The organism is Thiomonas islandica, assembly GCF_055383445.1.
Map to the genome: position 1 here is coordinate 2,480,021 of NZ_AP042391.1, position 13,570 is coordinate 2,493,590.

Genomic DNA, 13,570 nt, shown 5'->3' on the forward strand with positions numbered 1-13,570 from the left:
CATTGACACCTCAGACCAACACGCCATGACCCTCATCCCCGTCATCCTCTCCGGCGGTGCCGGCACCCGGCTGTGGCCCGTCTCGCGCGAAAGCCACCCCAAGCCTTTCATCAAACTGGCTGGCGGGCAAAGCCTGCTGCAAAAGACCTTTCTGCGCGCTGCCGCATTGCCCGGCGTGGAGGAGATTTACACCGTCACCAACCGCGACTTCTTTTTCAAGACCGAAGACGAATACGCCGCTGTCAACTCCGGCCGGCTCGCCACCACCTACCTGCTCGAGCCCTTCGGCCGCAACACGGCTGCCGCCGCTGCTGCTGCCGCGCTGCACGCCGAAAGCCAGCAGCCCGACGCTGTGCTGCTGGTGATGCCGGCAGACCACCTCATTGACGATCAGGCCGCCTTTGTCGCGGCCGTGCAGCAGGCCACCCAGTTGGCACGCGAGGGCTGGCTCGTCACCTTCGGCATCGAGCCAGAAGCGCCAGAAACGGGTTTTGGCTACATCGAAGCCGAAGGCCACAGGGTCAAGCGCTTCATCGAAAAACCGGACGCCGAGACGGCGCGCCGCTTGCTTGCCGCAGGCGGACACTACTGGAACTCCGGCATGTTCTGCGTCACCCCGGCCACACTGCTGGAAGAAATGCAGCAGCACTGCCCGGCCATCGTCGAAGGCATGCAAGATTGCCTCGGCCGCTCGCGTCGGGTGCAAGGCCAGGGCATTATGCAGGTCGAACTCGATGCCCGCAGCCTCGAGCATGTACAAGACCTCTCCATCGATTACGCCGTGGCCGAAAAATCCAGCCGCGTGGCCATCGTCCCCTGCGACATCGGCTGGAGCGACATTGGCAGCTGGACGGCGCTGAGCAACCTGCTGTTGCCAGACGCCAATGGCAATCGGGTGGAAGGCGATGTCGTGCTGCACGATGTGCAGGACTGCGCCATCCACGGCGAAGACCGCCTCATTGGCGCAGCCGGCGTGCAAGGGCTCATCATTGTGGACACACCGGACGCACTACTCGTCGTCTCCAAAGACAACGCGCAGGAGGTGCGCAAGCTCTATGCCATGCTGAAGGCCCGCGGCCACGATGCACACAAGCTGCACCGCACCGTCCACCGCCCCTGGGGCACCTACACCGTGCTCGAAGAAAGCCGCCACTTCAAGATCAAGCGCATCGAGGTCAAGCCCGGCGCGAGCCTGTCGTTGCAGATGCACCACCACCGCAGCGAACACTGGGTCGTGGTCTCTGGCACCGCCAAAATCATCAACGGTGAAAACGACCAATACATCCGCACCGATGAATCGACCTTCATCCCCCCCTGCACCCCGCACCGCCTAATGAACCCTGGCACCATCCCCCTGGTGATGATCGAGGTGCAGAGCGGCCAATATCTCGGCGAAGACGACATCGTGCGCTTTGCCGATGTCTATGGCCGCGTGCCAGTCGCTGCTGCAGAGCAGGCCGCCAAGGCGCCCGCTTGATGCCGCGCCCGAACCGACCCCCACCCCATCATCCCTTTTTGATCAAAGTCTGCCCCGTGTCCAACAACAAAAAACCGTTCTGGCAACGCATCAACAAGCTCTTTGTCGTGGTCGTGGTCATTCCCACAGCGCTGTCTGCGGTGTACTTCGGCCTCATCGCCAGCGGCCAGTACATCTCGGAATCGAGCTTCGTCATCTACAACCCGCAGCAAACCAATACCGGCGGCTTCAGCTCCCTGCTGGCCACCGCGGGCCTGTCGCACTCCAGCTCGGGCGCCTATTCCGTGCGCGACTATGTCCTGTCGCGCGACGCGCTGGCCGAGCTGCAACGCACCCTCGACTACCGCCGCATGGTCAGCAACGACCAGATCGACCCGTTCAACCGCTTTGGCGGTGTGCTGTGGCCCTACTCCAGTTTCGAGGAACTGTTCGAGTACTACAAAAAGATGGTGGCCGACAACATCGACACCGTCTCCAACATCAGCACCCTGCGCGTCACCGCCTTTACCGCACAGGACGCGCAGCGCATCAACGCCAATCTGCTTGCCCTCGGCCAAAACCTCATCAACCGCCTCAACGCCCAGGCCAACGAAGACGCGGTCCGTTTTTACAGGCAAGACGTTGCCCGCGCCGAGGCCAAGGTGCGCGCCGCCTCGCTGGCCATGGCCGCCTACCGCAACAAGCAGGGTGTGTTCAACCCCGCCCCCGAATCGGCCATCCAGCTTCAGCTCATTGCCAAACTGCAAGACCAGCTCATTGCCACGCAAACCCAACTGTCGCAAATGCTGTCGAGCACGCCCAACAACCCGCAGGTTCCGCTGCTGCGCAAGGGCATCGAAAACCTCAAAGCAGAGATTGCCCGCCAGAGCGCCAAGGTCACCGGCGGCAGCAACTCCCTCGCCAGCAAGGCATCCCCCTATGAGCAACTGGTGCTCAACCAGACCTTTGCAGAAAAAGAACTCGCCGCAGCCCTGGCCGCACTGGAGCAGGCGCGCATCACAGCGCAAAAACAGCAGCTCTTCATTGAAGTCATCGCCAAGCCCAGCCTGCCCGATGAAGCCATGGAGCCCAAACGGCTGCGCGGCGTGCTGGCCACCTTTGTAGTCGGCCTGCTGCTCTGGGGCGTGCTGAGCGTGATCATTGGAGGCGTCAAGGAACACCATGACCGCTGAAACCTCGCAAACCGGCAGAGTCGATACCGGCCAGACCTTCTGGGATCAACTGCGCATCCAGCGCCGCGTGATCTGGGCGCTGACCATGCGCGAGGCCATCACCCGTTTCGGCCGGGAAGGGCTGGGCACCATCTGGCTGGTCGCAGAGCCCGCGATGTTCATCGTCGGCGTGATGGTCATTTTTTCGCATATCGAAAGCCATGCGACCTACTCCATCGCGGAATACCTTGCGGTGAGCTATCCCACACTGCTCTTCTGGCGTAACGGGACGGGCCGCGTGACCAAGGCGATCGAGATCAACCGCGCCCTGCTCCACCATCAACCCATCCGTCCGATCGACATCATTTACTCGCGCATTCTTCTGGAGTTTTCCGGTGCCGCTGGGGCATTTTTGATACTTTACCTTGTGTTTGTGCAGCTTGGAATATGCCACTGGCCGGAAAATACACTCGCCATGGCGCTCGGTTACATCTTGGTGATCTGGTTTTCCTTTGCTTTCGTGCTCATCATGGCCGCATTGGCCGAACTGAGCGAAACCATCGAGCGGGTATCGCACATTATCTTGTACCTCATGCTGCCGTTCTCCGGCGTTTTTATGCCGCTCTACGCCATTCCAGAAAATTTTCGGGAAATCCTGCTGTATTTTCCATTGGTCGATGCTGTTGAATATTTTCACAGTGGTTACTACGGCGCGCGCATGCCAACTTATTACCATATCGGGTACAGCATGTTCGTCATTCTCGCCATGACCTTGTTCGGGTATGCACTGACCAATATCGCCATCCGCCGCGTGCAGCGCAACTAACAGGCCGTTGAAAAACTACTGCGGTGGGCCATCCTCGCGACGTTTTTCAACGGCCTGCTAATCAATGAAAGCATCCCCCATACAACCAGCGCCGCGTAACCGCCCATTATGAACGGCATAATTTCTTACGCCCAAAACTTTGAAGACGTCATGCTCTGGCGCGCGCTAGGGCATATCGAAAACGGTTTTTATATCGATATAGGCGCGCAAGATCCTCTCATTGATTCGGTCAGCCTGGCATTTCATGAACATGGATGGCGGGGCATTCATGTCGAACCCACACCGCATTACGCCGAGCTATTAAGACAGCAGCGGCCCGGTGACACGGTCATCCAGGCAGCCGTTGGCAATGGCCCTGCGCTACTCACTTTCTTTGAAATCCCCGATACCGGGATTTCAACTGCCGATCCCGTCATCGCACAACAGCACCGCGAACGCGGCTTTGACGTGCACGAGATTACCGTACCCTGCATCACACTGGCAGCGATTTTTGACTCATGCCCCGTATCAGAAATACACTGGCTCAAGATTGACGTGGAGGGTTTTGAACAGCAAGTACTATCCAGTTGGGGCACATCCGAGTTACGACCCTGGATCATAGTGGTAGAAAGCACGCTCCCGCTGACGCAAATCGAAACCCATGAAAAGTGGGAAGGGATATTGATTGGTTATGGTTACTCCCCAGTCTATTTCGACGGACTGAATCGTTATTACGTTTCCAGCACACATCCGGGGCTTAAAGACGCATTCCGCTCCCCTCCCAATGTGTTCGACGGATTTACCTTAAATGGCACAGCCAGTACTACTTTCCACCACCTGATTGACGCACGTTACCAACAAAAAATCAGTGAGAGTATTGCCAAAAATGAACAGCAAAAATTAGGCTTCGCACAAGAAACTGAACGCCTCACCCAGAGCCTGACAGATCTGGAGCAAAAATACGCCGAGCAAACCAGCCAAATCCGGCAAGAGCTGGAAAGCCTGCTGCGTGCGCAGGCGCAACGTGAACAGGAATTCACCGCGCAATTGCTCACAATCCAGCAACGAGCTGAAGCAGAAAAAACCGAACTAACCCAGCAGCATCAGGCACATTTACAGGAAATGCAGCGCCAGCATGCTGAGCATGAATGGCTTGCCGCAGAGCGCATCCAGCAGCTCAACAACAGCCTGCAACAACTACAAACCGATGCCGTTGCAAGAGAACAACATCACGCTGAAAATACAGCGGCACTGCAAGCCGAGCTCGCCGAGTTGCTGCGTGCGCAGGCGCAACGTGAACAGGAATTCACCGCGCAATTGCTCACAATCCAGCAACGAGCTGAAGCAGAAAAAACCGAACTAACCCAGCAGCATCAGGCACATTTACAGGAAATGCAGCGCCAGCATGCTGAGCATGAATGGCTTGCCGCAGAGCGCATCCAGCAGCTCAACAACAGCCTGCAACAACTACAAACCGATGCCGTTGCAAGAGAACAACATCACGCTGAAAATACAGCGGCACTGCAAGCCGAGCTCGCCGAGTTGCTGCGTGCGCAGGCGCAACGTGAACAGGAATTCACCGCGCAATTGCTCACAATCCAGCAACGAGCTGAAGCAGAAAAAACCGAACTAACCCAGCAGCATCAGGCACATTTACAGGAAATGCAGCGCCAGCATGCTGAGCATGAATGGCTTGCCGCAGAGCGCATCCAGCAGCTCAACAACAGCCTGCAACAACTACAAATCCAAATAGCGGCAGAGCAGCAAACCAGCCTGCAATTGCGTCATGCACTGAGCAATGTGCAACAAAGGCTGGCAGCCACACACGCCACCTTCTCCTGGCGCATCACGGCACCGCTGCGCGCACTGGCTTCCATCGTGACCAGAAAAAAGAATTTTACGGATGCTTTCGCGTTGACGGGTGAAGTGATGCCACCGGACGCCACCATGCCAGCTATACACATCACACAATCTGCCTCAGAACCAGCCATTTCGGTACCGCACACCATGACTATAACCACCCCACACGCCAAGCCCATGATTGCATCCACATTGGATGAGCTTATGGCATTGCACGATCAACCCTTCATCGATAGCGCCTATCAAACCCTGCTAGGCCGTGCACCTGATCCCGAGGGGCAGCACCACTACCTCAACCGCTTGCGTACAGGCATTGCAAAAATTCAAATACTCATGGAATTGCGCAGTTCGTCTGAAGGCAGAGCCTTCCAGGCCACGTTGCCCAATTTAGATAGCGCAATTCGGCGTTATAAAAAAACAAAATGGCCATTGATAGGCTGGCTATTCGCAGATAAAAGAAGTCGTGTCGAACGAAAATTACGCGTCATTGAAAATCAGATAGTTGTATTCAGTGATGAGAACAACCGTCGCTTGAACCAGATTGAAACGTCACTCGCTGGCCTGCATCATTTGCTGGGCCAACAAAGGCAAGTCGCTGACCCGACACTGGGCGAAGTCCCTGTTCCTGTCCAGCCGCCTGAGCCGGAAGGAATCAAGCAACTCACACCACGTGCTCGCGACATCTATTTTCAGCTAAAAGCGGCTACATTAACAGGCCGTTGAAAAACGTCGCGAGGATGGCCAGATGCAAGGCGCACGGCGCGCAGCGACCGAGACATATCAAATAAATAGGCGAGGGAGCGAGCACCGTGCAACGCCGCAGATGGCCCACCGCAGTAGTTTTTCAACGGCCTGTTAAAACAAGAATTTGTGGGTAAAAAGTAATGCGTATCGTGATTGATTTGCAAGGCGCGCAAAGCGCCAGCCGCTTCCGTGGCATCGGCCGCTACACCATGGCGCTGGTCAAAGAAATGGCGCGCCAGCGCGGCGGGCACGAAATGCTGCTTGTGCTCAACGGCAGTTATGCCGACACCATCGAACCCATCCGCGCCGCGTTTGCCGACCTGTTGCCGGCAGACGCCATCCGCGTGTTCGAGGTGGCCGGGCCGGTGGGTGGACATGACCCGGCCAACGACGCGTGGCGTAAGGCCGCAGAGGCTATGTTCGACGCCTTTATGGCAAAGCTTGTACCAGATGTAATTTTCATATCCTCACTATTCGAGGGCAGTGAAGCGGTCACGGGTGTCCACAGTTTCCAGACCGCCATCCCCACGGCGGTGGTTTTGTACGACCTGATTCCACTGATTCATCGTCCCATTTATCTGGCCAACCCGGCAGCGGAGCGTTGGTACGACAGCAGGATCGGTCACCTACGCCGGGCTGATCTTCTGCTCTCCATCTCCGCATCGTCAGGCCAAGAGGCGAAGGATCATCTCAATGTCCCGGACCACGCGGTGGTCAACATATCCACGGCCTGTGACGACCATTTTCGCCCCATGGCCGTCAGCCAGGCAGACCACGCCCATTTACAGCAAACCTACGGCATCGAAAAGCCGTTTGTGATGTACACCGGGGACATTGATGAGCGAAAAAACATCAAGGGACTGTTTCGCGCTTTCGCCGGCCTGCCCGTCGATTTGCGCCAAAACCATGTGTTGGTGCTGGTCGGTAAACAAATAGCCATCGAACGAGAACGCTTCGTGGCGTTGGCGCAAAAGCAGGGTTTGCGCTCGCATGAATTGATCTTCACCGGTTATGTCACCGATGAAGAACTGGCGCTGCTCTACAACGCCTGCACACTGTTCGTCTTCCCCTCGTGGCACGAAGGCTTCGGCCTGCCCGCGCTGGAGGCCATGGCCTGCGGCAAGGCGGTCATTGCCGCGAACAGCTCCAGCCTGCCCGAGGTCATCGGGCGCGAGGATGCACTGTTCGCCCCGCGCGATGATGCCGCGATGGCCGCCAAAATGGCCGAGGTGCTTGGCAACCCGGCGTTTCGCGCCGCGCTCGAACGCCACGGCCTGGAGCAGGCGAAAAAGTTCTCCTGGCAAGAAAGCGCCCGCCGCGCCTGGGCTGCGCTGGAAGACTTGCAGCGCAAAACCGTGCAACCGCCGCAGTTTGCCTCGCCCGCCAAGCGCCCCCGCCTGGCGTTCGTCTCCCCGCTGCCGCCGGAGAAAACCGGCATTGCCGACTACAGTGCGGAGCTCTTGCCCGAGCTCGCCCGGCACTACGACATCACGCTCATCGTCGCCCAGCCCGAGGTGCGCGATCCCTGGGCACAGGCCAATGCCCCGGTGCGCGATGCGGCCTGGCTGCGCGCCAACGCCGGGCAGTTCGACCGGGTGATGTACCACTTCGGCAATTCAAACTTCCACGCCCATATGTTCGACCTGCTGGCCGAAATTCCAGGGGTGGTGGTGCTGCACGATTTCTATCTTTCCGGCATCGTCGCCCATCTGGACTTGCATGGCCAGCGTCCGCATGGCTGGGCGCGAGCCTTGCTTGCTGGACATGGCTGGAATGCCGTGTGCGAGCGTTTCATAGCACAAAAAGTCGCCGATACGGTCCGGGCCTATCCCTGCAACCTGGATATCCTCCAACAGGCCGTGGGCGTCATCGTCCATGCCGAGTTCTCCCGCACGCTGGCCCGGCAGTTTTATGGCACGGACGCCGCCCAGGACTGGGCGGTCATCCCGCACCTGCGCCAGCCGTTGCGCCTGCCTACCAAGGCCGAGGCCCGCGCCCAGCTTGGGCTTGCCGAGGATGCCTTTGTCGTCTGTAGCTTTGGGCTTCTGGGGCCGCACAAGCTCAACCACCGCCTGCTCGACGCCTGGCTGGCCTCGCCCCTGGCGACTGATCCACAATGCCATTTGGTGTTTGTGGGTGAAAACCATGGTGGCGACTACGGACAAGGGCTGCTGCGCACCATGGCCGAGAGCCCGGCCAAAGCGCGCATCACCATCACCGGCTGGGCGGAGATGGGCACCTTCCGCACCTGGCTGGCCGCGGCCGATGTGGCGGTGCAACTGCGCACCCTCTCCCGCGGCGAGACCTCAGGCACGGTGCTCGATTGCATGAACGCGGGCCTGCCCACCATCGTCAACGCCCATGGTTCGCTGGCTGAACTGCCTGCGCAGGCGGTGTGGCTGCTGCCCGATGAATTCACCGATGCCGAGCTGGCCGAGGCCTTGGCGACGCTCAAAAACGACGCCGCACGCCGCGCCGAGCTGGGCACGCGGGCGATCGAGCACATCCGCACCCACCATCATCCGCGCCGCTGTGCCGACCTCTATTTTGATGCAATCGAGCGCCTCTGCGCCCAGGCCAGCCAGCGCCTGCCCGGCCTGGTACAGGCACTGCCACACCTCACCCCGCCACTGCCCGCGCACCAATACCCCCTCGTAGCGCAGGTGCTGGCACAAAACTTTCCGCCTCACCCGCGCCGACCGCAACTGCTGCTGGACATCTCGGCCTTGGTCCAAACCGATCTGTGGAGCGGCATTGAACGCGTGACGCGCGCACTGCTGCATGAAATCATCACCCAACCACCTGCCGGCTGGCAGGTGGAGCCGGTGTATGCCACGCTAGAGCAACCCGGCTACCGCTACGCCCGCCGCTTCATGAGCCGGTTTTTGGGCATCCCGGACGACTGGGCAGAAGACGCGCCGGTGGAAACCTGGCCGGGGGATGTGTTTTTGGGGCTGGATCTGCAACCGGCTGTTGTTCCCGCCCAGGGGCCCACGCTGCAGAGTTGGCACCGCCGCGGGGTGAAGGTCTATTTCGTGGTCTATGACCTGCTGCCCGTCACCCTGCCCGAGGTCTTCCCCGAGGGTGCTCGCGAGGGGCATCAACGCTGGCTGGAGACCATCACCCGTTTTGACGGCGCCTTGGCGATTTCCCGCGCTGTGGCGGATGAACTCCATGATTGGCTGCAGACCTTCGGCGCCCCGCGTGAGCGCCCCTTTGCCCTGCACTGGCTCCACCTCGGCGCCGATACCGAAAATAGTGCCCCGTCACGCGGCCTGCCTGCCGATGCCACCGAGACCCTGGCCAGCCTGCGCGCGCGGCCAACCTTTCTGATGGTCGGCACCATCGAGCCGCGCAAGGGCTACCTGCAAACCCTGCGCGCCTTCGATCAACTCTGGGCGCGCGGCATCGATATCAACCTCGTCATCGTGGGCAAAGAAGGATGGACGCCGCTGCCCGACAGCAACCGCCGCAACATCCCCGAGACGGTCAACGCCCTGCGCCAGCACCCTGAGCGCAACCAGCGCCTGTTCTGGCTCGAGGGGATCAGCGACGAATATCTGGAAAAGGTCTACGCCGCCAGCACCTGCCTCATCGCCGCCAGCTACGACGAAGGCTTTGGCCTGCCGCTCATCGAGGCCGCCCGCCACGGCCTGCCGCTCGTGGTGCGCGACATCCCGGTGTTCCGCGAAGTGACTGCAGGCCATGCCTATTTCTTCGCCGACTCGCGCGAACCGCAGGTCATCGCAGAGGCGGTTGAAACTTGGCTCGCGCTCTACCGCCAAGGCCAGCACCCGCGCAGCGACCAGCTCCCGCACCAAACCTGGCAGGACAGCGCGCAACAGGTACTGAACGCTATTCTGCACAAAACACCGGCCCATCAAACCTGGCTGCCCGACGGCGTACGCCGTTACTGGGGCGCAGACCCACGCCTGAGCACCCAGGTGGGCAAGCGGCAAGGCCGCACGATGGTCACGACTGGCCAGGCTGGGCATTTGATCTACGGTCCCTATGAACATATCGAGCCGGGGAGGTATCGCGTGATCGTACGCGGTTCTGCTGATTATTTTAGCGGCGAAGAGTGGCTCGATATAGTTTGCGATCAGGGAAATAAGAAAATGGCGCATTTCCCGCTCCAAGAACAGGGGGGCTGCGGTGTATGGCAGGAAATGCGGGGACTTGATATTGGAGCGGAGTGTACTGACTTCGAAATCCGGTTATGGGTAACCGAAAGAACTCGCCTACGCTTATCGGATATTGAATTAAAAAAAATCGATGGCACCTATGATCAAAAGTTTGTGGTCATGAATAAAAGCTATTCGAAAGATTTGGAATGGTCTCTGGCTTTATATCGTTCATGGAGTAAGTATTCGGTTCGGAAGGCTTCATTCTTCGTAATTGTTCCCCGAAAAGATGTTGCCAATTTCACCCAGCGTTTTGCAGATGAAATGCAATGTAATCGCATCGCAGAAACGCCAATCATTCTTTCGGAGGAGGATGTTCTGGATGTGGCGGATATCAGGTTACCTCCTGATATGTCAGGCTGGCATATTCAGCAAATAATCAAGCTTTGTTTCTCTAAAACCGGTTTTTCGAGGCACTATTTAACCTTGGATAGTGCGATGATATTTACGAAACCGTTTGATTTCAGCGATTTATATTCAAGCGAAGGTATTTTTTATACGGCGGCAACGCGGGTCAGGAAAGATGAATTCTATGGGCACTACTTGCAGGTAGATGAAAAGGGATGGCTCAATGGCGAGCTGGTCAATTTAAGCCAATCTCTTGAAGCTATCTGCAGATTCATGGGCAACAAATCAGAGTTTACGCATTGGTATATTGCTGCAAATGGATTTTTTGATTCTGAGTGTGCAAAGGGACTGGAAGCATATGCCAGGAAAAACGGGATCGACGGATTTGTTGGTTTGATCAGGATGGCGCCCTACGAATTTGCTTGGTATGGGGAGTATGTCTTCACGCAGCGCCAGGAGCAATTTATGCCAAAAGGCCCTTTAATCATGCTGCCTTGTATCGAGTTGGAAAGTCTGGCGGATTTTTACGAGGGGAATTTACAAGTCCCTGAGCATTTTTATGGCGTGCTTTTTCAGCCACCGGCATCTGAACATTTTGATTTTAAGTGGCTCCTCGACGTTTCACGGGGTGACCAGAGATCCAGATTACCCGGGATCAGGTAGGCCATGTTGATTAGAGCCTGCCGATGCCCGTATGGATGTTGCGATTGATCAATGTCGATTTATTCTTGGCGAATCTCAACTGAATGAACCTGATGAAAATGACAATCTGGTCGTACGCCTCATTTCGTTGGATCAGTACTGCACTGACCTCGAAGTGAGAGTCTGGGTTAGTGAGAAGTCGGACTTGCAAATATCAATCATCGAGATTGAGCCATGGCAAGATGAGCTGGAATTATCCGGGTTAATATATGTTAACCCCAACCAGAGAGGCTTTATAATATGACTAAAACGGCAGTAATCACTGGCATCACTGGCCAAGACGGCGCTTATCTCACGGATCTTTTGCTCAGTAAGGGCTATACCGTTTATGGCACCTATCGCCGCACGAGTTCGGTGAATTTCTGGCGTCTTGAGGAGCTGGGCGTTGATAAACACCCGAATCTGCATTTGGTTGAATATGATTTAACCGATATGGGCTCAGCCATTCGCCTGCTGCAATCGAGCGGCGCCACCGAGGTGTATAACTTGGCCGCACAAAGCTTTGTGGGGGTATCGTTCGATCAGCCCATTGCCACTGCCGAGATGACCGGGGTGGGGCCTTTGTACTTGCTCGAGGCGATTCGCATTGTTAACCCAAGCATTCGCTTTTACCAAGCCAGCACATCGGAGATGTTTGGCAAGGTGCAGGCCGTGCCGCAATGCGAAGAGACGCCGTTTTATCCGCGCAGCCCTTATGGTGTGGCCAAACTGTATGCGCACTGGATGACGGTGAATTACCGTGAGAGCTACGATATTTTTGGTTGTAGCGGTATTTTGTTTAACCACGAAAGCCCATTGCGTGGCCGTGAATTTGTTACCCGCAAGATCACCGACAGCCTGGCCAAGATCAAGCTGGGCAAGCTGAATGTGCTGGAACTGGGCAATATGGATGCCAAGCGCGACTGGGGCTATGCCAAGGAATACGTGGAAGGCATGTGGCGCATGCTGCAGGCGGATGAGCCAGACACCTATGTGCTGGCCACCGGCCGCACCGAAACCGTGCGTGACTTCGTATCCATGGCCGCCAAGGCGGCGGGGTTCAACTTGGAGTGGCAAGGCAAAGCCGAGCAGGAGCGTGGCATTGACACCGCAACTGGCAACACCATTGTCACCATCAATCCGAAGTTCTACCGTCCGGCCGAGGTGGATTTGCTCATTGGCAACCCAGCCAAGGCCAAGGCCAAACTCGGCTGGGAGCCCAAGACCACGCTGGAGCAGCTTTGCGCCATGATGGTGGAGTCGGATCTACGGCGCAATATGGTAGGGTTCTCGTTCTGATGGCCGGGAAGATTGCACTTGTCACGGGAGCCTCTGGGTTCACTGGCCTTTACCTCGTGCCAGCCCTGAAGAACAAGGGCTTTCATGTCGTGGGCCTGGGCCAGGGCATTTCGGTAGCGGACGAGAGCGTGGCGTGTGATTTGACCGATGCACAGGCTTTGCGGGCCGTTGTGGTACGCGTGCGGCCAACGCATGTGGTGCATCTGGCCGCATTGTCCTTCGTCGGCCATGGCGATGCGCGCGCGTTCTACGACGTGAATCTGTTTGGCACACTCAACCTGCTGGAAGCCCTGGCAGCGCTGAACGTGCCGCCGCAAAAGGTACTCATCGCCAGCTCGGCCAATGTGTACGGCACACCGGGCGTAGAAGTCATCGACGAAACTGTGTGCCCTGCCCCGGTGAACCACTATGCCTGCAGCAAGTTGGCCATGGAGCACATGGTGCGCACATGGTTCGAGCGCCTGCCCATTGTGCTGACGCGGCCGTTTAACTACACGGGAGTGGGCCAGGACGAGAAATTTCTCATCCCCAAGATCGTGGGCCATTTTCGGCGCAAGGCCGCGCACATCGAGCTGGGTAATCTGGACGTGGCCCGAGACTTCTCTGATGTGCGTGACGTGGTGGACGCTTATCTCGGTTTGCTGGATACGCCACAGAGCATCGGCCGAACCGTGAATGTTTGCTCCGGCAGGGCCTATGCCCTGCGCGAGGTGCTGGACATGGCCTCGAGCATCAGCGGCCACGCGCTGGAGGTGCGCGTGAATCCGGCTTTTGTGCGCGCCAACGAAGTGCCGCGTTTGACGGGAGACTCCAGCACGCTTGGCCACCTCACCGGCCGCACCCCGCAGATACCGCTGGGCGACACGCTGCGCTGGATGCTTGAAGACGAGAGCGCGGATGGTGCGCGCATGGCGCGCGGCACGATGGACATCGATGGCTCGCTTCGCACGCGCGGGGTGCGCCCTGGCTGAGATTTTGCCGAAATATGTTCTGTGCTGATCATATTCTTATTGCGTCGTCT

At 57.9% G+C, this 13,570-nt stretch carries 7 protein-coding genes; all 7 read left to right on the forward strand.

Translation table 11 applies throughout. The features are described 5' to 3' along the window. Positions 1 to 25: 25 nt before the first annotated feature. The 7 genes from ACZ47F_RS12095 to ACZ47F_RS12125 all read left to right on the forward strand — a co-directional run bounded on the left by ACZ47F_RS12095 (position 26) and on the right by ACZ47F_RS12125 (position 13,520). Positions 26 to 1,477, forward strand: coding sequence for a mannose-1-phosphate guanylyltransferase/mannose-6-phosphate isomerase (locus ACZ47F_RS12095; protein ID WP_464924945.1), 1,452 nt, complete (start codon positions 26 to 28; stop codon positions 1,475 to 1,477). Between the two features lie 56 nt (positions 1,478 to 1,533). Next, entirely contained in the window at positions 1,534 to 2,649 is a 1,116-nt protein-coding gene (locus ACZ47F_RS12100; protein WP_464924946.1) for a KpsE/RkpR family capsule polysaccharide export protein, read from the forward strand. Continuing rightward, the gene (locus tag ACZ47F_RS12105; RefSeq protein WP_464924947.1) at positions 2,639 to 3,454 is read left to right on the forward strand and encodes an ABC transporter permease; all 816 of its coding nucleotides are present in this window, start codon (positions 2,639 to 2,641) and stop codon (positions 3,452 to 3,454) included. Before ACZ47F_RS12100 ends, ACZ47F_RS12105 begins: the two co-directional genes overlap by 11 nt. Before the next feature lie 108 nt (positions 3,455 to 3,562). Then, positions 3,563 to 6,016 (forward strand): FkbM family methyltransferase, encoded by a 2,454-nt coding sequence (locus ACZ47F_RS12110; RefSeq protein ID WP_464924948.1) that lies wholly within the window; start codon positions 3,563 to 3,565, stop codon positions 6,014 to 6,016. A gap of 161 nt (positions 6,017 to 6,177) precedes the next feature. Then, positions 6,178 to 11,232: a DUF6492 family protein gene (locus ACZ47F_RS12115; RefSeq protein WP_464924949.1), complete on the forward strand. Its 5,055-nt coding sequence runs from the start codon at positions 6,178 to 6,180 to the stop codon at positions 11,230 to 11,232. 279 nt (positions 11,233 to 11,511) lie between these two features. Beyond that, positions 11,512 to 12,549 (forward strand): GDP-mannose 4,6-dehydratase, encoded by a 1,038-nt coding sequence (gene gmd / locus ACZ47F_RS12120; RefSeq protein ID WP_464924950.1) that lies wholly within the window; start codon positions 11,512 to 11,514, stop codon positions 12,547 to 12,549. After that, positions 12,549 to 13,520, forward strand: a complete 972-nt coding sequence (locus ACZ47F_RS12125) for a GDP-mannose 4,6-dehydratase (RefSeq protein ID WP_464926638.1) — start codon at positions 12,549 to 12,551, stop codon at positions 13,518 to 13,520. Before gmd ends, ACZ47F_RS12125 begins: the two co-directional genes overlap by 1 nt. The last annotated feature ends 50 nt before the right edge of the window (positions 13,521 to 13,570 follow it).

Bases quoted from the DNA above. Each gene is read 5' to 3' on its own strand.
- ACZ47F_RS12110 (WP_464924948.1), top strand. From the start codon at position 3,563: ATGAACGGCATAATTTCTTACGCCCAAAACTTTGAAGACGTCATGCTC.
- ACZ47F_RS12105 (WP_464924947.1), top strand. From the start codon at position 2,639: ATGACCGCTGAAACCTCGCAAACCGGCAGAGTCGATACCGGCCAGACC.
- ACZ47F_RS12115 (WP_464924949.1), top strand. From the start codon at position 6,178: ATGCGTATCGTGATTGATTTGCAAGGCGCGCAAAGCGCCAGCCGCTTC.
- ACZ47F_RS12125 (WP_464926638.1), top strand. From the start codon at position 12,549: ATGGCCGGGAAGATTGCACTTGTCACGGGAGCCTCTGGGTTCACTGGC.
- gmd (WP_464924950.1), top strand. From the start codon at position 11,512: ATGACTAAAACGGCAGTAATCACTGGCATCACTGGCCAAGACGGCGCT.
- ACZ47F_RS12095 (WP_464924945.1), top strand. From the start codon at position 26: ATGACCCTCATCCCCGTCATCCTCTCCGGCGGTGCCGGCACCCGGCTG.